The 24,794-nt window shown below is 69.1% G+C and carries 27 protein-coding genes; 13 read left to right on the top strand and 14 right to left on the bottom strand.

What is annotated here, in order from left to right; all coding sequences use genetic code 11:
• Positions 1–63: 63 nt before the first annotated feature.
• The 4 genes from ACFVVM_RS30900 to ACFVVM_RS30885 all read right to left on the bottom strand — a co-directional run bounded on the left by ACFVVM_RS30900 (position 64) and on the right by ACFVVM_RS30885 (position 4,835).
• Complete coding sequence (locus tag ACFVVM_RS30900; RefSeq protein ID WP_387625524.1) at positions 64–591, bottom strand: hypothetical protein; 528 nt, start codon at positions 589–591, stop codon at positions 64–66.
• 122 nt (positions 592–713) lie between these two features.
• Positions 714–1,805 carry a succinyldiaminopimelate transaminase gene (dapC, locus tag ACFVVM_RS30895; RefSeq protein WP_387625522.1) on the bottom strand — a complete coding sequence of 364 codons (1,092 nt, stop codon included), beginning with the start codon at positions 1,803–1,805 and terminating at the stop codon, positions 714–716.
• Positions 1,802–2,125, bottom strand: coding sequence for a ferredoxin (fdxA, locus tag ACFVVM_RS30890; protein WP_387625520.1), 324 nt, complete (start codon positions 2,123–2,125; stop codon positions 1,802–1,804). Before fdxA ends, dapC begins: the two co-directional genes overlap by 4 nt.
• A 109-nt stretch (positions 2,126–2,234) precedes the next feature.
• On the bottom strand, positions 2,235–4,835 hold the full coding sequence (locus tag ACFVVM_RS30885; protein ID WP_387625518.1) for a bifunctional FO biosynthesis protein CofGH: 2,601 nt from the start codon (positions 4,833–4,835) through the stop codon (positions 2,235–2,237).
• Between the two features lie 148 nt (positions 4,836–4,983).
• Here ACFVVM_RS30885 and ACFVVM_RS30880 point away from each other — a divergent pair, with 148 nt between their 5' ends.
• From ACFVVM_RS30880 to ACFVVM_RS30865, 4 genes are all read left to right on the top strand, one after another.
• Complete coding sequence (locus ACFVVM_RS30880; RefSeq protein ID WP_387625516.1) at positions 4,984–5,484, top strand: PH domain-containing protein; 501 nt, start codon at positions 4,984–4,986, stop codon at positions 5,482–5,484.
• Positions 5,485–5,552: 68 nt separating this feature from the next.
• Positions 5,553–7,094 (top strand): PH domain-containing protein, encoded by a 1,542-nt coding sequence (locus tag ACFVVM_RS30875; protein ID WP_387625836.1) that lies wholly within the window; start codon positions 5,553–5,555, stop codon positions 7,092–7,094.
• A gap of 59 nt (positions 7,095–7,153) precedes the next feature.
• A complete protein-coding gene (locus ACFVVM_RS30870; RefSeq protein WP_387625514.1) occupies positions 7,154–7,828 on the top strand; it encodes a TetR/AcrR family transcriptional regulator in 675 nt (224 codons plus the stop codon).
• Positions 7,829–7,870: 42 nt separating this feature from the next.
• Positions 7,871–8,227 (top strand): DUF1622 domain-containing protein, encoded by a 357-nt coding sequence (locus ACFVVM_RS30865; protein WP_387625512.1) that lies wholly within the window; start codon positions 7,871–7,873, stop codon positions 8,225–8,227.
• On the opposite strand, the gene ACFVVM_RS30860 is transcribed toward ACFVVM_RS30865, so the two are convergent.
• The 4 genes from ACFVVM_RS30860 to typA all read right to left on the bottom strand — a co-directional run bounded on the left by ACFVVM_RS30860 (position 8,224) and on the right by typA (position 13,346).
• Positions 8,224–8,649 (bottom strand): hypothetical protein, encoded by a 426-nt coding sequence (locus ACFVVM_RS30860; RefSeq protein WP_387625510.1) that lies wholly within the window; start codon positions 8,647–8,649, stop codon positions 8,224–8,226. The two genes, ACFVVM_RS30865 and ACFVVM_RS30860, sit on opposite strands and share 4 nt — an antisense overlap.
• Before the next feature lie 38 nt (positions 8,650–8,687).
• Positions 8,688–9,572, bottom strand: a complete 885-nt coding sequence (gene mshB, locus ACFVVM_RS30855; protein WP_387625508.1) for an N-acetyl-1-D-myo-inositol-2-amino-2-deoxy-alpha-D-glucopyranoside deacetylase — start codon at positions 9,570–9,572, stop codon at positions 8,688–8,690.
• A complete protein-coding gene (locus tag ACFVVM_RS30850; RefSeq protein WP_387625506.1) occupies positions 9,569–11,287 on the bottom strand; it encodes an ABC transporter family substrate-binding protein in 1,719 nt (572 codons plus the stop codon). The genes mshB and ACFVVM_RS30850 overlap by 4 nt, the downstream gene beginning before the upstream one ends.
• A gap of 154 nt (positions 11,288–11,441) precedes the next feature.
• Entirely contained in the window at positions 11,442–13,346 is a 1,905-nt protein-coding gene (gene typA, locus ACFVVM_RS30845) for a translational GTPase TypA (protein ID WP_071929922.1), read from the bottom strand.
• Positions 13,347–13,470: 124 nt separating this feature from the next.
• Between typA and ACFVVM_RS30840 the strand changes: the two genes are divergently transcribed.
• On the top strand, positions 13,471–13,647 hold the full coding sequence (locus ACFVVM_RS30840) for a hypothetical protein (protein ID WP_387625504.1): 177 nt from the start codon (positions 13,471–13,473) through the stop codon (positions 13,645–13,647).
• A 53-nt stretch (positions 13,648–13,700) separates the two neighbouring features.
• The gene (locus tag ACFVVM_RS30835) at positions 13,701–13,988 is read left to right on the top strand and encodes a 4a-hydroxytetrahydrobiopterin dehydratase (RefSeq protein ID WP_387625502.1); all 288 of its coding nucleotides are present in this window, start codon (positions 13,701–13,703) and stop codon (positions 13,986–13,988) included.
• 4 nt (positions 13,989–13,992) lie between these two features.
• On the opposite strand, the gene ACFVVM_RS30830 is transcribed toward ACFVVM_RS30835, so the two are convergent.
• Positions 13,993–15,216, bottom strand: coding sequence for a mannosyltransferase (locus ACFVVM_RS30830; RefSeq protein WP_387625834.1), 1,224 nt, complete (start codon positions 15,214–15,216; stop codon positions 13,993–13,995).
• A 300-nt stretch (positions 15,217–15,516) separates the two neighbouring features.
• On the opposite strand from ACFVVM_RS30830, the gene ACFVVM_RS30825 reads away from it, so the two are divergent.
• The 3 genes from ACFVVM_RS30825 (at position 15,517) to ACFVVM_RS30815 (ending at position 17,454) form a co-directional block, all read left to right on the top strand.
• Complete coding sequence (locus ACFVVM_RS30825; protein ID WP_387625500.1) at positions 15,517–16,296, top strand: hypothetical protein; 780 nt, start codon at positions 15,517–15,519, stop codon at positions 16,294–16,296.
• Positions 16,297–16,376: 80 nt separating this feature from the next.
• Positions 16,377–17,045, top strand: coding sequence for a DNA alkylation repair protein (locus ACFVVM_RS30820; protein WP_387625498.1), 669 nt, complete (start codon positions 16,377–16,379; stop codon positions 17,043–17,045).
• 49 nt (positions 17,046–17,094) lie between these two features.
• The gene (locus ACFVVM_RS30815) at positions 17,095–17,454 is read left to right on the top strand and encodes a hypothetical protein (RefSeq protein WP_387625496.1); all 360 of its coding nucleotides are present in this window, start codon (positions 17,095–17,097) and stop codon (positions 17,452–17,454) included.
• Positions 17,455–17,458: 4 nt separating this feature from the next.
• Here the strand turns inward: ACFVVM_RS30815 and ACFVVM_RS30810 are convergent, their stop codons facing one another.
• From ACFVVM_RS30810 to ACFVVM_RS30800, 3 genes are all read right to left on the bottom strand, one after another.
• Positions 17,459–18,169 carry a DUF1906 domain-containing protein gene (locus tag ACFVVM_RS30810; RefSeq protein WP_387625494.1) on the bottom strand — a complete coding sequence of 237 codons (711 nt, stop codon included), beginning with the start codon at positions 18,167–18,169 and terminating at the stop codon, positions 17,459–17,461.
• A 209-nt stretch (positions 18,170–18,378) separates the two neighbouring features.
• Positions 18,379–19,530 carry a hypothetical protein gene (locus tag ACFVVM_RS30805; protein ID WP_387625492.1) on the bottom strand — a complete coding sequence of 384 codons (1,152 nt, stop codon included), beginning with the start codon at positions 19,528–19,530 and terminating at the stop codon, positions 18,379–18,381.
• 188 nt (positions 19,531–19,718) lie between these two features.
• Complete coding sequence (locus ACFVVM_RS30800) at positions 19,719–20,303, bottom strand: CHAP domain-containing protein (RefSeq protein ID WP_387625490.1); 585 nt, start codon at positions 20,301–20,303, stop codon at positions 19,719–19,721.
• Between the two features lie 377 nt (positions 20,304–20,680).
• Between ACFVVM_RS30800 and ACFVVM_RS30795 the strand changes: the two genes are divergently transcribed.
• Positions 20,681–21,418 (top strand): helix-turn-helix domain-containing protein, encoded by a 738-nt coding sequence (locus ACFVVM_RS30795; RefSeq protein ID WP_387625488.1) that lies wholly within the window; start codon positions 20,681–20,683, stop codon positions 21,416–21,418.
• Between the two features lies 1 nt (position 21,419).
• Here ACFVVM_RS30795 and ACFVVM_RS30790 read toward each other — a convergent pair whose 3' ends face one another.
• Positions 21,420–22,850 (bottom strand): MFS transporter, encoded by a 1,431-nt coding sequence (locus ACFVVM_RS30790; RefSeq protein WP_387625832.1) that lies wholly within the window; start codon positions 22,848–22,850, stop codon positions 21,420–21,422.
• A gap of 68 nt (positions 22,851–22,918) precedes the next feature.
• Here ACFVVM_RS30790 and ACFVVM_RS30785 point away from each other — a divergent pair, with 68 nt between their 5' ends.
• Both ACFVVM_RS30785 and ACFVVM_RS30780 read left to right on the top strand, forming a co-directional pair.
• Positions 22,919–23,404 (top strand): MarR family winged helix-turn-helix transcriptional regulator, encoded by a 486-nt coding sequence (locus ACFVVM_RS30785; protein WP_387625486.1) that lies wholly within the window; start codon positions 22,919–22,921, stop codon positions 23,402–23,404.
• A 19-nt stretch (positions 23,405–23,423) separates the two neighbouring features.
• Positions 23,424–23,753, top strand: a complete 330-nt coding sequence (locus tag ACFVVM_RS30780) for a hypothetical protein (protein WP_387625484.1) — start codon at positions 23,424–23,426, stop codon at positions 23,751–23,753.
• Here ACFVVM_RS30780 and ACFVVM_RS30775 read toward each other — a convergent pair.
• Entirely contained in the window at positions 23,750–24,016 is a 267-nt protein-coding gene (locus ACFVVM_RS30775) for a hypothetical protein (protein WP_387625482.1), read from the bottom strand. The genes ACFVVM_RS30780 and ACFVVM_RS30775 overlap by 4 nt on opposite strands.
• Positions 24,017–24,233: 217 nt before the next feature.
• Between ACFVVM_RS30775 and ACFVVM_RS30770 the strand changes: the two genes are divergently transcribed.
• Entirely contained in the window at positions 24,234–24,659 is a 426-nt protein-coding gene (locus ACFVVM_RS30770; protein ID WP_387625480.1) for a hypothetical protein, read from the top strand.
• The last annotated feature ends 135 nt before the right edge of the window (positions 24,660–24,794 follow it).

The following is a 24,794-nucleotide window of genomic DNA, read 5'->3' as shown; positions in this document are numbered from 1 at the left end:
GTCGACCACCTTGCCCAACAGCGGATCTCGGACCCAGCGGCCGGGCACCCGAGGCGCGTGCGATCACTTACCGCTCATCGCTCTGATCGTCTCGACGTACTTCAGTTCGGAGTCCGGCACGAGGTAGGCCCTGCCGATCCGCAAATCAGGATTGGGCTCCCGCCACATGACGGCCTGAACCGGCACCCCTTGACTGACGAACAGGGTGTAGGTGGGATAGGCCGGGCCGTTGGAATCCGAACCGCCTTGTGGCAGTCCTTGCAGACAGTTCGAGCCGATGTCTGTTCCCGCATCGGCATTCACGGAGTCCGCCGTCGAACCAGGACCCACCCACACCGCGCGGTCCCACCCCGATGACCATCCCGCCCGCACCGTCATTTCACCCATGGTCACAGATTCGGTTCGCTGCTCCGCCGCCGTCGCGAACTCCGCTACCAGCCGATCGCTGGAGCCCAGCGACTCACTCATCCGAACCAGGTCGAGAACCTCATCGGACGAACAAGGTTCGATCGCCTGCCGACCCGGCCCCGAGCATCCGGCCAGGACAACCACAGCTACCGCAACAGCCACTCCGAGCGAGCGGATTCGCATGACCTCACCGCCCCTTCGGCATCGGAACATCGACACCCGGTTGTATCGCAGTCTCCCCAGGCGCCCGACTTCCCCTGAATCCGATACGGCAGCCTTCAGCGCGAGCCACGGTCTCGCACCGCTCAGGCCAGGCGGTTGGCGGCCTCGGCGATGCGTTCGTCGGTGGCGGTGAGGGCGATGCGGACGTGTTCCGGGGAGCGGGGGCCGTAGAAATCGCCTGGGGCGGCGAGGATTCCGCGGTCGGCGAGCCAGGCGAGGGTGACCCGGCAGGGTTCGCCGCGGGTGGCCCACAGGTACAGGCCCGCGTCGGAGAAGTCGATGCGGAAACCGGCCTGATGCAAGGCTTTTCGGAGGATTTCGCGGCGGGCGCGGTAGCGTTCGCGCTGCTGGGCCTCGTGGGTGTCGTCGCCGAGGGCGGCGGTCATGGCGGCCTGGATCGGGAACGGCAGCATCATGCCGGAGTGCTTGCGCACCTCGAGCAGTTCGGCGACCAGCTCGGGATCACCGGCGACGAAACCGGCGCGGTAGCTGGCCAGGTTCGAGGTCTTCGACAGCGAGTGGATCGCCAGCAGGCCGGTGTGGTCGCCGTCGCTCACGCGCGGGTCGAGGATGGAGACGGCCTCGCCCTCCCAGGTCAGGCCCAGGTAGCACTCGTCGGAGGCGACGATCGCGCCACGCTCACGAGCGAAGGCGACGACCTTGCGCAGGTGGTCGATACCGAGCACCTTGCCGGTCGGGTTCGACGGCGAGTTCACGTAGATCAGCGCCGGGTTCTGCGGGCCGATCTGGGTGAGACCGTCCGCGCGCCACGGCTTCGCGCCCACCAGCAGCGCACCGACTTCGTAAGTGGGGTAGGCGATCTCGGGGATCACCACCAGATCATCGGGGCCGAGGCCGAGCAGGCGCGGGAGTCCGGCGATCAGTTCCTTGGTGCCGATCACCGGCAGCACCGCGGCCGGGTCGACACCGGTGATCCCGAACCGGCGCGTCATGGCCGCGACGGCGGCGGCCCGCAGCTCAGGGGTGCCGTGCGTGGTCGGGTAGCCGGGCACGTCCGCGACCGAGTTCAAGGCCGCCTGGATCAGCGGATCGACCGGGTCGACCGGCGTGCCGACCGACAGATCGACCAGTCCCCCCGGGTGCGCCGCGGCCTTCTTCCTGACCGCGGCGATGGTGTCCCAGGGAAAGTCGGGCAGCAGGCTGCTGACCCTCATTCTTCGGCCATGGGGGGCAGCGCCGCGATGAAGGCCGGGTCGAAGTCGACCTTGCCCACCTTGGTCGCGCCACCGGGCGAACCCAGCTCGTCGAAGAAGTCGACATTGGCGTTGATGTAACCGCTCCACTGGTCCGGAGTGTCGTCCTCGTAGAAGATCGCCTCCACGGGGCAGACCGGCTCACACGCACCACAGTCAACGCACTCGTCCGGTTGGATGTAGAGCATGCGGCCACCCTCGTAGATGCAATCCACGGGGCATTCCTCGATGCACGCCTTGTCCTTCACGTCAACGCACGGTTCAGCGATGATGTACGGCACTGCCGTTCTCCTAGTCTGTCCTCACCTGCGGGGTTACTCCGCCACACGGAACGATATCCCGAGTCCCCACGTTACCCCCAGGTCAGCCTGCCCTAACTCTACGCGGAGATCACCCGATCGACAGGGGCAGCGGAACCGGTTTCGCCTCCACTCGACCGTAGACCGTCGTGCGCTCGCGCACCGGACGAGCGATGCCGTTCGCGATCTCGGTGAGCTCGGCCACAGTCTTGGCCGAGCCGTGCTGCGAACCGGCCATCCGGGAGATCGTTTCCTCCATCAAGGTGCCGCCGAGATCGTTGGCGCCACCGGTGAGCATGGCCTGGGTGCCAATGGTGCCGAGCTTGACCCAGCTGGTCTGGATGTTGTCGATGCGCCCGTGCAGCATGATGCGGGCCAGGGCGTGCACCGCGCGGTTGTCGCGGTTGGTCGGCCCCGGCCGCGCGGCGCCCGCCAGGTAGAGCGGGGCGCTCTGGTGCACGAACGGCAGCGGGACGAACTCGGTGAAGCCGCCGGTCTCGTCCTGGATGCCACGCAGCACCCGCAGGTGGCCCACCCAGTGCTTGGGGTTGTCGACGTGGCCGTACATCATCGTCGAGCTCGACGGGATGCCCAGCTGGTGCGCGGTGGTGACGACCTCGATCCAGGCCGAGGTGGGCAGCTTGCCCTTGGTGAGCACCCAGCGCACCTCGTCGTCGAGGATCTCCGCGGCGGTGCCCGGAATACTGCCCAGCCCGGCCTCTTTCAGCGCCGCGAGCCAGTCGCGGATGCTCTGGCCGCCGCGTGAAGCACCGTTGACGATCTCCATCGGCGAGAACGCGTGCACGTGCATCGAGGGCACCTTGGCCTTGATGGCGCGCACCAGGTCGGCATAGCCGGTGACGGGCAGTTCGGGATCGATGCCGCCCTGCATGCAGATCTCGGTGGCACCGTCGACGTGGGCCTCCCAGGCACGGTCGGCGACCTCGTCGGTGCTCAGGGTGAACGCGTCGGCATCACCCTTGCGCTGGGCGAACGCGCAGAACCGGCAGCCGGTGTAGCAGATGTTGGTGAAGTTGATGTTGCGGTTCACCACGTAGGTGACCTCGTCGCCGTTGACCTCGCGGCGCAGCTGATCGGCCAGTGCCGCAACGGCTTCCAGGCCCGCGCCGTCGGCGGTGGCCAGGGCGAGGTACTGGTCGTCGGTGAGTCCGGCCGGGTCCTTCTCGGCCGCGCGCAGGGCCTCGGCGACCTCGGAGTCCAGCCGGGCCGGTGCGGTGACGGCGAGACCGCGGGCGTTCTCGCGGACGGTCTCCCAGTCGCCGAACGCGCCGAGCGACTCCTGGTCGAGGCCGGAATCGCTGCGGCTCTCGGTGTTTCGGCCCTGGGTGTCGATAGCGGTGTTGAGGTCGACGCGACCCACCGAGTCCCACGACTCGTCGGGTTCCTGCCAGGGCAGCCCGACCGGCATGGCGTCGGGCCGGGCCAGACCGGTGGCCGGGTCGGAGAGCGCGTCGACGTGCGCGCCGATGCGCGGGTCGATCCACGGGTGTCCGGCCCGCACGTACTTCGGATGCGCGGAGGTGCGCTCCACCAGGGTGAATCCGGCCGCCTCGGTGATCTCGCGCAGGGTGTCGAGGTTGGGCCAGGGGCGCTCGGGGTTCACGTGGTCCACCGTCACCGGCGAGACCCCGCCCCAGTCGTCGATGCCCGCGTCGATCAGGGCGCGGCAATCGCTGTGCGAGACCAGGTTCGGTGGCGCCTGCACCGGAACATCCGGGCCCAGCAGCAATCTCGTCACCGCGACGGCGGCCAGGAATTCGGCGACATCGGCGTCGGGGGAATCGCGCATGGCGGTGTCGGACTTGGCCCGGAAGTTCTGCACGATCACCTCCTGGATGTGCCCGAACTCGCGGTGCTGCTTGCGAATCGCCATGATCGACTCGGCGCGCTCGGTGAGCGTCTCGCCGATGCCGACCAGGATGCCGGTGGTGTAGGGCACCGAGAGCCTGCCCGCGTCGGTGATCGCGCGCAGCCGGACCGCCGGGTCCTTGTCGGGGCTGCCGTAATGGCACTGCCCCTTCTCGGTGAACAGCCGGGTGGAGGTGGTCTCGAGCATCATGCCCATGGACTGGGCCACCGGCTTGAGCCGGGCGATCTCGGCCCAGCTCATCACGCCGGGATTGAGATGCGGCAGCAGGCCGGTCTCCTCGAGCACCAGGATCGAGACGGCGCGCAGGTAGTCGAGGGTGGAGTCGTAGCCGCGTTCGTCGAGCCACTGCGCGGCCTCGGGCCAGCGGTCCTCCGGCCGGTCACCGAGGGTGAACAGCGCTTCCTTGCAGCCCAGCGCGGCGCCCTGGCGGGCGATCTCGAGCACCTCGTCGGGTTCGAGGAACATGCCCTTGCCCTCGGCGCGCAGCTTGCCGGGCACGGTGACGAAGGTGCAGTAGTGACACTTGTCCCGGCACAGCTTGGTCAGCGGGATGAAGACATTGCGCGAATAGCTGATCGTGCCCGGCCTGCCCGCCGATTCCAGGCCGGCGTCGCGGACCCTGGCCGCGCTGGCACACAGATCGGTGAGGTCGTCGCCGGTGGCGTGCAGCAGGACGGTGGCTTCGTCGACGTTCAGCGTGACGCCGTCGCGGGCCCGGCGCAGCGCCCGGCGCATGGCGGCGGGACTCGGCGGCGGTAGCGGAACGCTCGGCTTCGGAAGGTCGCTCACCCCGTCGATCATGCGCTACTTCCTTCCGGAACGTGCGATTGGCTGGTCACCCGCCCCGGACCGGGGCAGGCGAGTCGTCTAGTAGGTCGACAACCCTCCCCGGGACCGCGCGTATTCCCGAGGGGGTGAACTCGCGGTCCCGGCATGCCACGATGGCCTCATGTCGTTGCCGCGCTCCACCATCCTGGCCGAACCGGCCTGGCGTCCGAGTTCCAAGGCCAAACTCCTGTGGGCGTTGGAGAACGCGATCGGAGTGCTCGTGCTGTGCGCGGGCCTGGTGGTGTGGGTCGTGCTCGACGCGCAGCACCGCGGCTGGCAGGCGCTCGCGGGTCTCGCGGTGCTGGTCCTGGCCGTGCTCGGGGTGGTCGTCGTGCCGCTGTGGCGGTTCGCGGTGCATCGCTGGGAAGTGACCGACGAGGCCGTCTACACCCGGGTGGGCTGGCTGGATCAGGAGTCGCGGGTCGCGCCGATCTCGCGGGTGCAGACCGTGGACACCGAGCGCGGGCCGCTGGAACGCATCCTCGGACTCGCCACCGTCACGGTCACCACGGCGTCCTCGGCGGGTGCGGTGACGATCGGCGCGCTGGATCTGCCGGTCGCCGAGCAGACCGTCACCCGGCTGGCCGGGATCGCGGCACAGCACCGCGGGGACGCGACGTGAGCGAGCCCGGCGAGCAGCAGCTGAGCGCACCGGTGGCGGTCGACGACTGGCAGCGGCTCGATCCGCGCATGCTGGTGGTCTATCCGATCACCGAGATCGTGAAGTACATCCCGGTGCTGCTCGGCACGCTGATCGTCGGCACCACCAGCGGTAATCCGCTGTGGAGCCTGATCCCGGTCGTGCTGATCGCCGGGTTCGGTGTGGCGCGCTTCTTCACCACCTCCTATCGCATCGATGCCGATCATGTGCAGTTGCGCACCGGCATCGTGCAGCGGCGGACGCTGTCGGTGCCGCGGCCACGGATCAGGTCGGTGGACGTGGAAGCCGATCTGCTGCACCGGATCCTCGGGCTCGCGGTGCTCGCGATCGGGACCGGCAACCAGACCGCCAAGGGCGAGGAGTTCAAGCTCGACGCCCTCGACACCAGCCGGATTCCCGCGCTGCGCGCCGAATTGCTCGCGCACACCGGAAGTTACGCGCCCGGGTCGACCGACCCCGTTGTAGCGCATCATGTTTCACCGTCCGACTCCACCGAGTCGGGTGTGGAGATCGGGCACTGGCGGGCCGCTTGGGTGCGCTACGCGCCGCTGTCGCTGACCGGGCTCGCCATCATCGCGCCGATCGCGGGTCTCGGCGCGCAGTACGGGCTCATCGACGTGCTCTCGTCCTCGGCGCCCGTGGAGCACATCGACGACGACAGCACGCCCGTCGTGGTGATCATCATCGCCGGGCTGACCCTGCTGTCGCTGGCACTGGTCAGCCTGGCCGCCTGCGGGCAGTACCTCGCCACCTGGTTCGGCCTGCGGGTCCTCGACAACGGCACCACCCTGCACCTGCGCCACGGCCTGTTCACCACCCGCCAGATCACCCTCGATCTGGCCCGCTTCCGCGGCGCCACCCTCAGCGAACCCCTCCTGCTGCGCGCGGCCCGCGCCGCCCAGCTGGAAATGATCATGACCGGCGAGAACCCACGCCAGAAGATCCTCCCCCAGGCCCCACGCACCGCCGTCGAACGCACCCTCGACGAACTCCTGCGCACCCGCCGCCGCCCCGGGGACACTCCGCCACCCTTCACCAGCCCTTCGTTGACGAAGGCATCGACGGAATCAGCCGCACCACAACCGATCTCCGGGGCGACGCTCGGCACGATCGAGCTGTATCGGCACGGCCCGGCCGCCCGTCGCCGCCGGTACACCAAGGCCGCGTGGCCGGTCATCATCCTCCTCACCGCCATGCTCGTACTGGTGTTCACGGGAGTCGACCTGCCGGGCTGGACGTGGACTCTCCCGGTGTCTCTCGCGATCGTCATGGCCATCCTCGCCGAGGACCGCTACCGGGGCCTCGGCCACCGCGTCCTACCCGGCACCACCGGCCCCACCTGGCTGATCACCCGCCGCGGCAGCCTCGACCGCAACCGCGACTGCCTCGAGGCGCCCGGCATCATCGGCTGGACCGTCCGCCAGACCTTCTGGCAGCGCCGCTCCGGCCTGGCCAGCGTCGTCGCGGCCACCGCCGCGGGCAAGAAGGCCTACCTCGTCGACGACATCCCCCACGACCAGGCACTCGCCCTCATCGAGGCGGTGACGCCCGGCCGCCTCGGCCACCGGTGAGACCACAGGAGCCCGAACCGAACCCGATGTACCGGGACAGCACACGCGAGGAGGCAGGGATGGCGGCGGGCAGCACGACGAGGTCACCGCACGAACGCGGTGACCAGTCCCCGCTCAGCCGCGATCAGATCGTGGCCGAGGCCATCCGGCTGCTCGACGAGGAGGGCTTCGACGCGCTGAGCATGCGCAAGCTCGGTGCCCGGCTCGACGCGGGCGCGACCTCGCTCTACACCCACGTCGCGAACAAGGACGAGCTGCTCGAACTCGTCGTCGACCGGGTCATCGGCGAGATCCCGGTCCCCGCGCCGGACGCGCTGCGCTGGCGGGCGGTGATGCACGAGCAAGCGGCCGGGGTGCGCGCGACGATGCTGGCGCACCCGTGGATCACAGTGGTGCTCAGCAGTGCGGCGCTGAGCTACCTCGGCCCCAACATGATGCGGCTGACCGACTCGCTGATCGCCATCCTCGAGGTCGCCGACATCACCGACGAGGTGGTCGACCTCGCGGCCGACGCGATCTTCCGGTTCATCGTCGGCTCGTGCTCCAGCGAGGCCGCGGTGCTGATGACGATCGCCCGCGGCGGACTACCCGCCGAACAGTGGGTCAGCCGGCAACATCGGCGCTACGCCGGGCAGTTGGCGCGATCCGCCGCCGCGACAAGCGCGCGGGTGCCGGAGAAGTTCACCCTCGAACTCGACCTCATCCTCGACGGCGTCGACGCGCGGCGCGGCTGACGCGGCCAACTCCCAGCGCACTCGCGGCGTAGCCTTCCCGATGTGGAGTTCACCGAGGTGATCGAAACAGCGGGCAAGGTCCTCGACGGCGCCGGTGTCGCGGCGATCGTCATCGGCGCGTTGATCGGCACGGTCCGCTTCGCCACCGCGTTGGTCCGGCGTACGGACTTCGAACTGGCCTACGGCACCTACCGGCGTGGTCTGGGCCGGGCCATCCTGCTCGGCCTGGAGTTCCTCGTCGCGGCCGACATCATCCGCACCGTCGCCATCTCGCCGACCTTCACCAGCGTCGGCGTCCTCGCCCTGATCGTGCTGGTCCGGACATTCCTCAGCTACTCACTCGAACTCGAGCTGACCGGGCGCTGGCCGTGGCAGAGTTCGACGACCACGAGCACCTAGCTCGACCGGTACACCCCGACGTTGGACCGGTAGTACAGATAGGCCGCGGGCGCGAGGACACCGCAGGCCAGCAGCAGCAGGGTGCTCCCGTTACTGCCGAGCATGACGTCGCCGCCGGGTCCGCGCGAGGCGAAGACCAGGAACCCGAACACCCACACCACGATCGGCGCGAAGAGGAAGCCGAGGCGCGAGGTCACCGATTCCATGCCGTAGACCAGGGCGACATTGATCGGCGCGGCCAGCAGCGCCGTCACCGGAAACGCCACCGCCCCGAGGTACAGCGGCAGGAACATCACCTCGAGGAACAGGGTGATCAGCGCGTCGACCAGCAGCAGCGCCACGATCAGGCCCGAGAGCAGCGGGGAGGGCAGGCCGGGCAGGCGCCGCAGCACGGCGGTGGGCTGTTCGCGGTCGGTCACCATGTGGGCGAGTCTATTCGGCCGGAGCCGGCCGACCGCGCTCAGTCGAGACCGGCGAACAGATCGTGTTCGAGCCCGTCCGCGCCGACCTGGCCGCGCGCGCCGCGCACCAGCCGGAAATGCTCCACCGGCAGCACCGGCAGGGCGATGTTGTTCGACAGCGCGAACTCCCGGCCACTGGGCGCGACGGTGACCTGGGTGGCGTGCGCGCGCATGGCGGCCCGCTTGGCCGAGACCACATCGGAGACGTCGACCTCGGTGGTCACCCCGGTCGTCGACATCGCGGCCAGCTCGGGCTCGACCGGCAACCGCCAGCCCTTGGGCAGCGCGCCGGGCAGCTCGTCGACCGTGCGGCGGGCCAGCGCGGCGGTGTGCTCGCGCAGCAGGCTCGCGTCGGTGACGGTCCAGTAGAACTTCGGCACGTCCCAGCCCCGTTCGGCGGCGGCCGCCACCGCGGCGGTGGTGATCTCGTGCGCGCGAATGTGGTCGGGATGGCCGTAGCCGCCGCGCGGGTCGTAGGTCACCACCACGCGGGGCCGAAGTTCCAGCAGCACCTCGACGAGCGCCTCGACCGCCGCGTCACCGGAGTTCACGAAAGCGCGCGGATTCGCCGCCGACGGCGTGCCCGCCATTCCGGAATCGCGCCAGCGGCCGGGTCCGCCGAGGAACCACGGCTCGCCCGCGTCCAGGGCGGCCAGCGCGGCGGTGAGTTCACCGATGCGGTAGCCGCCGAGCTGATCGGCCTCGGCCGCGATCAGCCGCGACCACCGCTCGCCGATGACCTCACCCTCCTCACCGAGGGTGCAGGTCACCACCGTCACCGGTACACCGCGGCGACGGTAGTGCGCGATCGTGCCACCGGTGGTGAGGGTTTCGTCGTCGGGGTGGGCGTGCACGAGCAGCAGGCCACCGGTCGCCCGCGTCACGGGATCCTCCGCCACTGCGCCGTGTCACCGAAGATGCCCACCTGGATGGCGCCCGACAGCGACGCGCCGTCCACCCGCGGCCCGGCCGCCGCGACGACGTTGTCCTGCACGATCGGCAGCACCGTCGACAGCTCCCACAGCCGCGGTTCGGCCTCGGCCAGGATCCGCGGCACATCGATCCCGCGCAGGGCCTCGTCGATCGAAGGCTGCAGCGCCGGATCGCACACACCGCCGATATTGCTCGGCGCCTTGCGGTAGGCCTCCACCGCGGTCCGCACCTCGTCCTCGGCCTCGGGCGGCGCCACCGGCTCGCAGCCGTAGCGCGAAGCCAGCACCGTGGCCGGATCGTCGCCCGCCAGCTCCCAGCCGACGATCGCGTCGATCGAGGACTCGGTGAGATTCTTGCCGTACAGCTCGTCGGCGGGCAGGCCGCGCACAGTGGCATCGATTCCGGCACTGCGCAATTGGTCGGCGGCGGTGTTGGCGACCGCCAGCGCCGTCGCGTCCTCGATGACGGCACCGATCCGCACCGACAGCCCCTTGCCGTTGCGCGCGACCGAACGTGGCTGCGGCGCCGGCGAAGTGGGCGAACCGGTCTGCGGGGTCTCCGGCGCCCGGCCGAACCCGGCCTCGGCCAGCAGCGCGAAGGCCTCCTCGGTGTTCGGCGCGGGCGGCGCGGTCGGCAGATAGCCGGGGCTCGACGGCGGAAGTACCTGGGCGCGTGCGGGTTCCACCCAGCCGCCGGTCTGCGCGCCGACCGTGGCGAGCAGCGCGGGATCGAGCAATCCGAGCACCGCCTTGCGCACCCGCACATCGGCGAGGTCGCCGGAGCGGCCGTTGAGCGTGAGCTGCAGTTCGCGGGCCTGCGGCATGATCGTGGTCCGCACCGACGGGATCGCGGCCAGCTGGGCCTGGGTCGCCACGCCACCGTGCACCAGCGCCATCTGCGCGTCCCCGGTGCGCAGGGACTCGGCCAGCTGCGAAGGAGTTCCGCCGCGGCGCAACAGGATCTGATCCGGTGCCGCGGGCGTGCCCCAGAACCGGTCGTTGCGTTCGAGCAGGATCTCGTCGCGCCCACGGTCGACCGACTTGATGGTGAAGTTGCCGCCCGAGACCGGAATCCGGTCGACCAGCCCGCTGGCGAACCCGCCCGGCGAATCCTTCACCAGGTGCGAGGGCAGCAGATTCGCGAACATCTCCCGCCAGGCGGGGTAGGGCTGGGTCAGTGTCACGGTGACGGTCTTGCCGCCGCCGGAGGAGGCCACATCCGAGATCAACCGGTAGCCCGCCGGATCCACCACGCCGGGCTGGGTGATCATCTGCTGCCACAGGAACCGGAAGTCCTCGGCGGCGATCGGCGCGCCGTCGGACCAGTTCGCCTGATTGCGCAGCGTGTAGGTGATGGTGAACGGCGCTTCGGAGGTCACCTCCGCCGACTCGATCAGCGCCGCGTCGGGCACCCGGTCGACCACCCCCGGCAGCGCCGGATTCGGCACCGGCCGGAACGGACTGGGCAGCACCATCGAACTCACCGCGTTGGTGGCGGGCGACTGGTCCGAGCGCAGATGCGGATTGAAGCCGATGCCGATGTCGTCGATCGCGACGACGACGGTGTTCTTCCCCGGCTTGGCCTGGGTGGTCTTGGGCGAATCGGTGCTCTCGATCGGCGGTGGTGGATTCGCGGTGCAACCGGCGAGGACCACCGACGCGGTCATCGCCACAAACATCGCGCGCCACTTCGCGCGTCGAACCCCCGAACTCACGTCCGGCACTCTACCGTGCCTCTCTGTCCTGGCCGCACTGGTGCGAGCCCAGCGAAACGAACGATGGGACGGCACCGAGGCACCGTCCCATCGTGTCGAGCACTTTCTAGGAGTTGCTCACCGCACGGTCACGCGCCTTGCGACGCGACAGGTCGCGGGCACGCTCGTTGGCGCCGAGCACCACCTTGCGCACGCGGACCACCTCCGGGGTGACCTCGACGCACTCGTCACCGGCGCAGAACTCCATCGCCAGTTCCAGGTCGAGCTGCAGAGGCTTGGCCATGGTCTCGAAGGTGTCCGCGGTCGCGCTGCGCATGTTCGTCAGCTTCTTCTCGCGGGTCACGTTGATGTCGAGATCCTCGGCGCGGGGGTTGATGCCGACGACCATGCCCTCGTAGGTGTCGGCACCCGGCTCGACGAAGAACTGACCACGGTCGGCCAGCTGGATCATCGCGAACGGGGTGACGGTGCCCGCGCGGTCCGACACCAGCGAACCGGTGTGGCGAGCGCGGATCTCACCGGCCCACGGCGCGTAGCCGTGGGAGACGGCGTTGGCGATGCCGGTGCCGCGGGTCTCGGTGAGGAACACCGTGCGGAAGCCGATCAGGCCACGCGAGGGGACGATGAACTCCATGCGCACCCAGCCGGCGGCGTGGTTGCTCATCTGCACCATCTTGCCCTTGCGGGCGGCCAGCAGCTGGGTGATGGCACCCAGGTACTCGTCGGGGCAGTCGATGGTCAGCTCTTCGAACGGCTCGTGCACCTTGCCGTCGACGGTCTTGGTGACCACCTGCGGCTTGCCGACGGTCAGCTCGAAGCCCTCGCGACGCATCTGCTCGACCAGGATGGCCAGCGCCAGCTCACCGCGGCCCTGCACCTCCCAGGCATCGGGACGACCGATGTCGAGCACGCGCAGCGAGACGTTGCCGATCAGTTCCTGATCCAGCCGCGACTTCACCATGCGGGCGGTCAGCTTGTGGCCCTGCACCCGGCCGACCAGCGGCGAGGTGTTGGTGCCGATGACCACCGAGATGGCGGGCTCGTCGACCGAGATGCGCGGCAGCGCGACCGGGTTCTCCACGTCGGCGAGGGTGTCGCCGATCATGATGTCGGGGATACCGGCGATGGCGACGATGTCACCGGCGACGGCGACCTCGCCCGGCTGACGCTCCACACCGATGGTCTGCAGCAGCTCGGTGATCTTGACCTGCTTGGCGCCCTCGGCGTTGATCCAGGTGACGTTCTGACCCTTGCGCAGCTCGCCGTTGTGCACGCGAACCAGGGCGAGACGGCCGAGGAAGGCCGAGGCGTCGAGGTTGGTGACATGGGCCTGCAGCGGCGCGTCCACGTTGCCCTTGGGCGCCGGGATGTTGTTGAGCAGCACGTCGAACAGGGCGTCGAGATTCTCGGCGGCGGGAGCGGAACCGTTCTCCGGCTGCTCCTTGGACGCCTTGCCCTCGCGACCCGAGGCGTAGAGGACCGGCAGGTCCAGCGCCAGCTCGGCGGCTTCGGCGGCCTCGTCGTCGAGATCGGATGCCAGGTCGAGCAGCAGGTCGTGCGATTCCTCGACGACCTCGGCGATCCGGGCGTCGGGGCGGTCGGTCTTGTTGACGACCAGGATCACCGGCAGCTTGGCGGCCAGTGCCTTGCGCAGCACGAAGCGGGTCTGGGGCAGCGGGCCCTCGGACGCGTCGACGAGCAGCACGACACCGTCGACCATGGAGAGGCCACGTTCGACCTCACCACCGAAGTCGGCGTGGCCGGGGGTGTCGATGACATTGATGACGGTGACGGAACCGTCGGGGTGGTGACGATGTACTGCGGTGTTCTTCGCGAGAATGGTGATGCCCTTCTCGCGCTCGAGGTCACCGGAGTCCATGACTCGGTCGACCAGCTCGGCTCGCTCTGCGAACGCGCCCGACTGACGAAGCATGGCGTCGACCAGCGTCGTCTTGCCGTGGTCGACGTGGGCCACGATGGCGACGTTGCGAAAATCGCGTGTAGACGACACGCCTCAATCCTCCTGCTGTTGATGTATTGGCGCGCATTCATCTGGCATCGCGGCCTGTTACACCCTACCGGTACCGGAGTGGCACGCACGTGTCAGCCTTTGTACTGACGATAGGGTGGCTCGCGTGGGCAAGGTGAAGGCGAAGAAGGTATCGAGCCTCAAGCCTAAGAAAAAGTGCTGCCGGAAGAAGACGCGGTGCTTCAAATGTCCCGTCGTCATCATGCGGATGAAGAAGGCCGAGGCCGCCGGTGTGAGCGGTAAGGATCTGAAGAAGGCTTTGAAGAAGGCGCGCGCCGCCTGACCGCTGTGACGTCGGGCGATGCGTGCTGTCCCGAGCAGGAGTACAACCGAGTCATGGGTACTTCGTTGCTCTCCGATCCCGAGATCACCATCGCCCTGGCCACCCTGCCGGAATGGTCACGCGAGGGTGCCGCGATCACCCGCACGGTCAAGGCGCCGAGTTTCCTGGCGGGCATCGAGCTGGTCCGCAAGGTCGCCACGGCGGCCGAGGCGGCCGATCATCATCCCGACATCGATATCCGTTGGCGCACACTGACATTCACGCTCAGTACGCATTCGGCGGGCGGGCTCACCGCGCTCGACACCGCGCTGGCGCACACCATCGACGAGATCGTCGGCTGAGCCGTCAGTTCGCGGGCACCTCGGCGGCGCGACGCCGCTTGCCCAGCTGCGCGCGCAGGGTGTCGCGCCCGTGCCAGATCAACCAGCCGAGCAGGACGAACACGCCGATCACGTCGACCGCGCCGAGCCAGGCCAGCGGCCACGGCCGCGGGATGGTCCAGATCGTCGGCTGGGCGAACGAGAGCACCCACGGCACGCCGACCAGCATCGTCAGCACCCAGAACCCGGCGATGAACCGCGCGACGCGCTGATCGCGCAGCGGTCCGTAGAGCAGCCACAGCACGGTCGGGATCAGCCACACCCAGTGATGCGACCAGGAGATCGGCGAGATCATCAGCCCGAACAGCTGCACCAGGACCAGCGTGCCGAGCCGGTCGTCGGGCCCCAGCGTGCGCCAGGCGAGGAAGGCCAGCACCGCGGTGAGCACCACCGCCGCGATCCACCACGCCCCCGACTCCACGTCACGACCCAGGATGCGGCTCAATGCCCCGCGCAGGGACTGATTCCAGACCGAGCCGACCGGGCCGATCCGGTCGGCATCGCCCAGCAGCGTGCCGAAGTAGCGGCGCGCCTCGCTCGCGTTGATGAGAAAGCTCACAGCCACGGTGAGCCCGAACGCCGCCGCCGACCACAGCACCGTGGCCCAGCACCGCCGGGCCACGAAGTAGAGGCCGGTGATCGCCGGCGTCAGCTTGATGCCGGCGATGAAACCGACCAGCGTGCCCGAGATCCACCAGCGCGCGCTGCGCACGGCGAGCATCGCGCCGAAGACCAGGAAGACATTGACCTGGCCGTAGTCGATCGTGGTGCGCACCGGCTCGAGCCAGACGCCGAGCGCGGTCCAGGCGACCGCCGTGGTGATCCAGCGCGTCCGCTTGGCCTCGGCGCCGAGGAGCAGTTCGAGGCTGATCCGGATGACGCCGTAGAGCGCGGCCACCGTCGCCAGCATCCAGCCGACCGCCACCAGCGTGAACGGCAGATAGTGCAGTGGGAAGAACACCAGCGCGGCGAAGGGCGGATAGGTGAACGGCAGCGGGAAGTCCGGCGTCTCCTCCGCGTAGGTGAAGTCGTAGAGCCGGTCGGTGAGCAGCGCGGCCGAGCCGTCGACGTAGACGTGCAGATCGACGACATTGAGGCCGTTCTCGGCGAACAGCATCCAGCCCAGCCTGGCGAGCACGGACAATCCGAGCAGCGCGAGAGCCCATCGGAGATGTCGGTTCAATGCCAGGCTTTCCGTCGTATGGGCGAGTTTCGCGATGCGAGATCACCTTAACCGGGCCCTCGCGCGCGACCGCGCGCACGGGGGAGAGCGCAGCACGCAGCGACACGACACCACCGGTAACAGTTGCATCAACATCCCCACGTGTAACAGCACCTGGGGCTAGCGTCGATGAACATGATTCGGCCGGTGCGCCGCCACGGGCCCGGCGGCTGTACAACACGGCAGCGTTGTCCTTAGAGTGACCCCGACATGTAGGGCTCGACACCCTCGTCCCATCGCAACACCGAGGTAAGGACGGCTAGACAAGTGCTTCGTAGCCGAGGATCGCGGATCGCAACGACCGCTCTCGCCATCGCGGCCAGCGCCATGCTCGCCGCGCCGGCATCCACCAGTGCCGCTCCCGCGCCTGCCCCCCAGGCCGCGCCGATCAGCGTTCCGATGGTGCCCGAGGGCGTCCCCGTCGACGCGCTGGCCGCCTTCGCGCCCGCGGTCGCCGGACTGATCGCCGGACCCGCCGACATCGCCAGCCCGCAGCAGGCCCTGATCGACCAGGCCCGCGCCCTGCTGGCCACGCTGAACCTGCCGCCCGCCATCAAGTCGACGCTGGAGCGGATCATCACCTTCCTCGACGGCAGTGGCGGCGGTGGACCGGAGATCCCCGAGGACGGCCCGGTGATCGCGCAGTTCCTCTACCCGACGATCGGCCAGGGCTGCATCGGTGACGGCGCCGACTCGGTCGGTACCGCGCTCGCGGTGCCGGGCCCGGCCCAGCTGCCCCCGCCCGGACCCGCCGCCGGTCAGGCCGGTTTCGTGTTCACCGCGCTGGGCACCAAGGCGCCGACCGCCGAACAGAACCCGCCGATGACCGTGCAGTGGCTCAACCTCGACACCCGGCAGTCCGCGGTGCAGACCCTGACCGGCGAGGCCAGGATCAACCCCGACGGCCCGGCCACCCTGTCGACCATCGCCAACACCGGCCACGGCCGCGTCGTCGCCGTGGTCTCCGGTTCGCTGACCACGCAGGTCGACGGCGAGGCCCCGCGCACCTGCTCGTTCATGCCGACCCTCGGCTTCTTCACGGTCTAGAGTTTCTCCCACCTCCCCGTGACTTCAGGCCTGCCCTGAGGCGCGGGGAGGTTTTCGTTGTTCGGCGAGAGGATGTGGCGATGGCGCAGGAACCGACCGCCGAAGCCGTGCTGGCCGCGTTGACCGAGGCGACGGACGAGGCCGAACAGGCGAAGATCCGTAAACGACTGCCCGATCCGGGGATCGACGTCATCGGGGTTCGCATGCGCACGGTGTTCGACATCGCGAAAACCAATGCCGCGATGCCGCTCGCCGAAGTGCACCGGCTGCTCGATTCCGAGGTCTACGAGATGCGGATGGTGGCGGTGAGCATCCTCGACTTCAAGGCCCGGGCACGCGGCATCACCGGCACCGATCGCGAAGCGCTCTACGACCTCTGGGTCTCGCGCCTCGACCGGATCGACACCTGGGACTTCATCGATCGCTCCGCACCCCGCGTCGTCGGCTGGTACCTGCTGGACAAGCCACGTGCGATCCTCTTCGACTGGGCCCGCTCCCCGAACCGCTGGCATCGCCGCGCCGCCGTCACCGCGGCCTTCTGGATCATCCGCGCGGGCGACCTGGACGACCCGCTCGCCCTCTGCGAAATCCTCGCCGCCGACCCCGAACACCTGGTCCAAACCAACGTCGGCGTGGCCCTGCGCGAAATCGGCCGCAAGGACCGCGCCCGCCTCGAAACCTTCCTCACCCACCACGGCTCCGACCTCAGCGCCGCAGCCCGCCGAACCGCCGGAACCGCGCTGAAATAGCCACCGCACACCGTGTTCAAAGACTGTGCGGTGTGGTAGACCGGAATTCATGGCGACCACACGAGTTTCCCCTGGCGACGCTCGGTCGATTCGGAGTCGGCGTTCGCGGCGCTCGATCCTGTCCTGGCGCTCGGAAGGGTCGATTCTGTCGATCGGGTCGGCGTACTCGGTGCTGTCGATCGGCAGCGTCGGGTCGGTGCTGTCCATCGGGTCGGTCGGCTCGTTCGGGTCGGCCATTTCCTCCGGCTCGTTCCTGAGCCTCGGCTCGGCACTGTCGGGCCTGTCGCGCTGGTCGTTGCTGTCCTGGCTCGGCGATCACGCCGCTCCCGAGAGCAGGACCGCACTGCGCGTGGTGCCCGACGACGAGCCGGAACTGCGGCTCGCGCCGACCTGCCACTGCCAGACCTAGCGGGTCACCACTGGCCGTAGTCCTCGGCCAGTACCCGGTTGAGGTCCACGCCGACGCCGTCGATCGCGCGCTTGTCGATCTCGAACTGGTGCAGGTGCGCCTCGCCGTGCACGTATCCCCTGGGCGTGCCCCAATTGTGCTGCCAGAACCAGGAACCCAGGCCCGCGTGGATGGCGCGATCGATGGTCGGGGTGTTGGCGTAGATGCCGACCAGATCGGCGCCGAGCACCGATTCCCAGCCCTCGATATAGGGCGCGATCATCTCGTCGAACTCGCGCTGGGACGGGTTGTCGTCGATGGAGGCGTAGATCGGCGCGGAGTCGGGGCCGCCCGCGGCGGTGTGCAGGGCCCAGCCGCGGTCGGCGTGGCGTTTGCCCGCTTCCCGCCCGCCACGCCAGTCGGCCGTGTCGGCCTTGCCGAACTGATAATTCGACACGATCGACAACCCGTGTGCCCGCAGGTCTTCGACCTCGGCGGCGCGCAGCGGCTTGCCCGCCATCCATTCGGCGCCGGGCCTGCGGTCGGAGACGTAACGGATCACGCCGATGTGCCCGGCGGCCTTGATCGCGGCGGCCGAGGGCACGCCCGCGGCGTAGTCGACCATGGTGCCGAAGGATTGGGCCGCGGCCGGTGCGGCGGACAGGCCGACGCCGACAGTGGCTGCCGCGGCGGCGAATCCGAAGAACTCTCGCCGGGTCACCGGAACAGAACGCATCGCAGGACTCCTTCGCGCAACCCGACTTCTCGACCAGGTGGCAGGCCCGACGCGCCTTCCCCGAATCTCGCGCGCCGGGAGCCTCAGAACGTGCGACTCATTTCACCACAACCCCACGGGAACCGCCAGAACCAAACGCCACATTCGCACCATTGGTCACACGGATGCGCGCACGGCCGCCACGGCCGGATTCACCGCGCCGGATCGGATCAGGTGGCGCCGTCGATCGCCGCACCCACGTCGATGGTGCGGCCGGTGGGATCGGCCAGTTCGGTGCTGACCACCGCGACCACCTGCGCCACCACCTGCTTCTTGATCCCGGCCAGCCGGGCCAGGGTGGCCGCGCGCAGGCCCTTCGCGGTGAACTCCATCGAGATGTCCTCGAGCGCGGGCGGCGGCACATCGATCACGATCTGCAGCGGTTCGGCCGCCCTGGCCGTGAGGACCAGCGGAATCTCCAGGTCGGCGCGGTAGTGATTGGCCTTGAGCACGTCGACGGTGATGTCGAGGCCCACCGGCAGCGTCATGTCGAACACCCGCGGCGCGCCGGGCTCACCCAGTCCGCGATCGATCACGCGCGGCTGCTCGATCGCGCCGCGCACGGTCACCGTCGCCGCGCCGCGCGGGCCCTCCGACAGCGGGCCGACCTCGATCTCGCTACCCGCCATCTGCGCCACGACGCTGTGCACCCGATCCCTGGTGACGATGGTGGTGAAGAAGCGCAAACCGAACTCGCGGTAGTCGATCCACTCGAAGACGGTGTCGTGGCGATGCGGGGAGCGGTAGCCGTCGAGGATCGCCTCGATGTCGAAGACGCGTTCCGAGCGGACCTTCGGGTCGCCCACGATGGCGTTGACCCGGTTGGCGACCTCGCGCTGTACCAGCCCGGCGATCGGGTCGAGCAGCATCTCCCACGCGGTGTCGATGGCCTCGGCCCGCAGCGTGAAGCTGACGTCGCGCGCGCTCACCGGGGCCACGTCGATCACCACCAGCAGGGGCGGGGCGGTGCGGGCGTGCAGCCGCAGCCCGATCTCCACGACGGCGGCCAGGCCCAGCTTGCGACCGCCGAGCACCACGTTCACCGCCAGGGTCAGCGGGATACGGACTCCGAAGCTCAGCGCGTCACCGGGCGTGCGGGTGACCACGGGCGTGCCCAGTGTGCCCTCGGCGACGAATCCGGCCAGTCCGGCGGGGCCGAGCGAGAACGGCCCGATCTGCACTCCGCGCCCGGTCATCCCCGCCACCGCGGCGGCGATCCGCTCCTCGGTCACCGCGTAGGTGACGAAGCGCTCACCGAAATCGGCGTACTCGATCCACCTCGGACTGTCTCGACGTGCTTCGTCGCTCACCTTCACACGCACATCGAACACGGTACGGGATGCCGGGAAATCCCCAGGTGGTGGCACAACCCCCCGTCCTGCCGATGAGGGGGAAGCAGGACGGAGGGGCCGGCCGGGGCGCTGCCGGGCGCCGCCGCCTCCCATCGTACGGGCACCGGCGTGGTACCGCCGTCCAGGTTCCCCGCAGTTGTGTTGAGCGACAATCGATTTCAGAAGCGCCCGTAGCCGACCAGGTCGGCCGTCTCGGCCGGGGTGATTGTCCTGACCCGGATTCCGCCCATCTCGTTGCCGCCGATGGTGGTGATCGTCGCGCCCTCGGCCTTCAGCACGATGTTGGTGTGCTGGCCGAGTGGACTGTTCGGGCCGTAGAGCACCACGTCGCCGGTGCGCGGCCGGTAGTCGACGCCACCGGGGGTGAACCGGCCGACGCTCTGGTAGTACTCGGTCAGCGTGTAGACGCCGGGAATGCGCCAGGAACCGGAGTTCGGGTTGGCCAGCGGCCTGCCCGCCGCGCGCATCGTCCAGCTGACGAAGTCCGCGCACCAGGCTTCCTGGACGCCCTCGGCGTACTTCGGGCCGTCGCCGGGGTTCTCGTATTCGCGGCGCAGCACGTCTACCAGGGCGACCTGCTGTTCGTCGAGATACTCGCTGTCCAGCGCGGGAAACGGCTCGCCCCAGTCGTGCTGCCACCAGACGACACCGACCACCACCAGCGTGGCGACCGCGAGCGCGCCGGAGATCCCGGCGATCCATCTACCTTTTCGTCCGGTCCGTTCTTCCTGAAGCTGCGTCATCGCCCCCCACTTCCGTTGTGCCTCTACCTTCTCAGACGAACCGGAGGCGCTCCGGGTTCCCCGGATCACGGGACAATCGGCCGGAGCGGGCCGGGCGGGAGCACGACCACCGGGTGGACCCCTGCGCCACCCGGGTGTCGGCTCGCGAACCGCGCACTCGGCGCGCAGCTGAGTGCGTGCCATCCCCTCCGGCGACGTCCGCGCACCGAGGCGCGGTGACCCGCCCGGCTGTGAGAATTTTTGCGAACGCTTTACTGTCGGTCAAGTTAGACGACTGTCCCAATTTGTCCCATCGAGCAGCGGAGGAACGTGGCGAGGATCGATGCCCTGGTCGCCGTGGCGTCCCGAACCACCGGCACCGCGCAGGAGGAGCGACCGTGAAGGACGATCCACACGCCTCGATCGCGCGCTACCTGCGCGATCGCCGTGAATCGGCGGGCCTGACCCGCGCCGCGCTCAGCGCCGCCGCCGGCATCTCGCCCGCCCTCATCCAGAAGATCGAACAGGGCACCCGCACCCCCACCGTGGAGGCGCTCAACTCCCTGTTCGACGTGCTCGAGGTGCCCGATCTGTTCCGCGACCACCTGGTGTCGCTGTCCTACGCCGCGCGCTACGACAACTCCGCGCCCGACACCAGCGGCACCGTGCCCGCCACCGATCTCTCCCTGCTGGACGCGATCCCGTTCCCGGCCAGCCTGCAGGTGTACTCGACCTTCGACATCGTCGCGGCCAACGCGGCCTGGGAACAGTACTTCCCCGGCCTGCACGCGGGCACCACCCTGCTCGAGTGGATGATGCTGGACCCCCGCTCGCGGGTGGCGATGCTCGACTGGCACAAACAGGTGCACCTGTGCGTCTACGGATTCCGGGTGATGAGCCCGGGCGTGGTGCCACAGCGCCGGATAGACGAACTGGTGGCGGCCTGCTCCCAGGGCGCGGAGTGGACCGAGTTCTGGACCACCGAACCCGACGCGCCCACCCACCTCGACTCCCCGGTCCAGCGGATCCGGCACCCGGAGACGGGCGCGGCGGTCACCATGACCATGCACGCGCTCGACTACACCATTCCGCGCCGGGAATGGTCGCTGGTGGTGTTCTCCCCCGTGCCGGACTGAGCTAGTCGGACTTGCGGACCGGGATGCAGGCGGTGAGCACGATCGCGACGACCGCGCCCGCCATCGCGATGAAGAAGGCGGTGTGGAAACCCGCGCGCGAGGGCAGCGTGTACGCGCCGACCTGCATCGTCATGTGCGCGAGCACCACGCCCATCACCGCGGCCGAGGTGGAGGTGCCGATCGAGCGCATCAGCGAGTTCAGGCCGTTGGCGGCGCCGGTCTCGGTGATCGGCACCGCGCCCATGATCAGCGCGGGCATGGCGGCGTAGGCGAGGCCGACACCACCGGCGACGATCACCGAGGCCAGCATGATCTGCCAGACGCTGTCCATCATGACCACCGCGCACAGGTAACCGAGGCCGATCACCGCCGAGCCGAGGCCGAGGGTCAGCTTGGGGCCCTTCTTCGCCGAGAGCCGGGCCGAGACCGGCGAGAGCAGCATCATGACCAGGCCGGTCGGCGCCATCGCCAGGCCGGCGACCACCATCGACAGGCCGAAACCGTAGCCGGTCTCCTTCGGCGCCATCAGCAGCTGCGGGAAGGTCAGCGACATGCCGTAGAGCGAGAAGCCGACCGCGATCGAGGCGATGTTGGTGAACAGCACGCGCGGGCGCGCCGAGACCCGCAGGTCGACCAGCGGCGCGGCCTGGCGCAGTTCATAGGCGCCCCAGGCCAGGAAGCTGAACAGTGAGACCGCGAACAGGGTGATGATCGAGGCGCTCGCCCAGCCCCAGTCGGCGCCCTTGGTGATGCCGACCAGCAGCGCGAGCAGCGCGATCGACAGGCCGAGCGCGCCACCGAAATCGAAGCGCGACGGCGTGCGCACCGGCGATTCCGGCACGAAGAACAGCACCAGCGCCGCGCACACGATGCCGAGTCCGGCGGCGGTCCAGAACAGCACGTGCCAGTCCGCGTTCTGTGCGATCACCGCGGCGAAGGGCAGGCCGATGGCGCCACCGACGCCGAGCGTCGCGCTCATCACCGCCATGGCGGCGCCGACCTTCTCGGCGGGCAGTTCGTCACGCATGATGCTGATGCCCAGCGGGATCGCGCCCACCGCGGCGCCCTGCAGCGAGCGGCCGACGATCTCGGGTACCAGCGTCGAGAAGCTCGCGCACACCACCGAGCCGACGATCATGAACCCGAGGTTGGCCACCAGCACCAGGCGCTTGCCGAACATGTCGCCGAGCCGGCCGGAGATGGGTGTGGAGACCGCGCCCGCGAGCAGGGTCGCGGTGATCACCCAGGAGGCGTTGGACGCCGAGGTGTTCAGCAGGGTGGGCAGCGACGGGATGAGCGGGATGACCAGCGTCTGCATGAGCGAGACGACGACGCCGACCGTGCTGAGCACCGCGATGAGCACGGCCGGGGTGAGACGCCGGATTTCAGGAGAGGCCGGCGGGACGTCGGCGGCAGTTAGGGACACGAATATGCACGGTACACAGCATGTGCATGGTACACAATTTGTCACCGGGGCGAGCCACACGACATAGTGGGCGCATGTCCGATTCCGGCTCCGTCGACGACACCCCGTTCGCCCGCCTGGTGTTCGAGCTGAACCTGATCGCCCGGCACTACCCGGCGACCGCGCGCCGCGTGCCGGGCTTCGCGCTCGACCGCTCCGCGTTCCTCATCCTCACCCGTCTCGAGCTGGGCGATCCCCTGAGCCTGCGCGAGCTGTCGGAAGCGTTCCGGCTCGACATCTCCACGATCAACCGGCAGGTCGGCGCGATGCTGAAACAGCAACTGGTGGAACGGGTTCCCGATCCCGAGGGTGGCGTGGCCCGCAAGATCCGCGCGACCGCCGATGGCCGGACCGCGCTGGCCGCCGAACAGAAGTACCGCGCCAAGGGGATCGGCGCCGTCGTCGCCGACTGGGACGACGACGACATCGCCGAGCTGGGCAGGCTGATGCGCAAGTTCAACCGGTCGGTCGAACGGATGGAAGACAATCCGTGGCCGAGACCCCAGCACACCGACAGCTGATCGCGCTAAGCTGCGGCGCGTGGTCACTCACCGGTCTGCCCGTCCGAGCTGGCTCGCCTGGGACAACTACTTCGTCGGCGTCGGCGGACTCGTCCTCGGGCTGTGCTTCGGCACCTGTGCCGCGCTGATCGCCGGCCCCGGCCGCAATCTCGCGGCAATCGTCCTGGTGGTGCTCGCCGGACTCTGCCTCCTGCCCGCGCTGCTGCGCGCGGTGGTCGAGCTGAGTGTGTGGGTGCGCTTGGCGGTGATGCTGGTGGGCTTCGCGCTGCTGCTGCCCGCGATCCTGGTCAGTCCCTATGTCCGCGACTGGGCCGCGGAACGCTGGCAGCAGATGTGGAAGAGCGCCTAGCCCAGACGCATCGGCACCGAGAGCAGCATGCGCAGCGTGTTGTGGATGAACTGCGCCGACTGCCACGTCAGGTAGGCGCTCGCCGGTCCCGCCGCTGCCGCCGAGCCCGAAGCCAGATCCGCAGAACCGCTGGCGGATCCGGTAGCCGACCCGCTCGCCGATCCCGAACCCGGCAGCGCCGCCGCCGGTGCCGCCGACCCGAGCAGTCCGATCGTCACGGCCACCCCGGCGAGGGCGACGCGCACAGCGTACGACTTGGACATTTCACGACCGGACAACATCAGTTGAATCCCACTCTCCGAAAAGTATTGCGAGTGTCCAGTATTCACGCCGGAACCCAGCACAAAACCCGATTCGCCGGGATTTCCCCCGCCAGACCACGAATATCGGGGCAATCACGAACGAACCGACCAGTTTTCCGCGGGCGTATGCTCGGGCACAGTCCGGTCGGGTCCCTCAGCGCAGCAGGAGTTCGCAGTGATGAATCTCGTTCGTAGGCTTGGTATCGGAGCGGCGGCACTCGTCGCGGCAGGTCTGTCCGCCACCGGATTCGCGCACGCGGACCCCGTGGTCATCCCCTTCCAGATCGCCCCCGCCGCCTTCGGCAACCCCAACGGCAGCTTCGACGTCCCCCCGATCGGCTGCGTCGTCATCCTCGGCGAACACCCCGGCACCGCCGTGATCACCGGCGGAAAAGAGGGCGGCTGGGGCTGCCTGGTATCAGGCAACATCCAATGGCTGAACCTGACCACCGGCACCACCGGCGCCGCCCAACTCTCCGACGGCCTCCACGGCTTCCCACCCCGAGCCGTCATCGAACCGGGCCCCGGCCAGATCGCCCTCGTGCTCACCTCGGTCAGCGGCGGAACAATCACCCCCGGCTTCGCCACGTTCTCGGTGGGATAAGTCCGCCCGAACGCTGGTCCGCCACGAGTTGGACCGTTGATCACCAGGCTCCCATGCAAGCATCGGCAGAGAAGCGAACACCACCAGCGCCTGGTGATCAACAGTCCAGGTCGTACAGCCCGCTGGCGGCAGTTC

This window comes from Nocardia sp. NPDC058176, assembly GCF_042883805.1.
Taxonomy (GTDB): Bacteria; Actinomycetota; Actinomycetes; order Mycobacteriales; family Mycobacteriaceae; genus Nocardia.
Note: the sequence above shows the minus strand (reverse complement) of the source record. Positions and strands in the feature narration are given on the sequence as shown.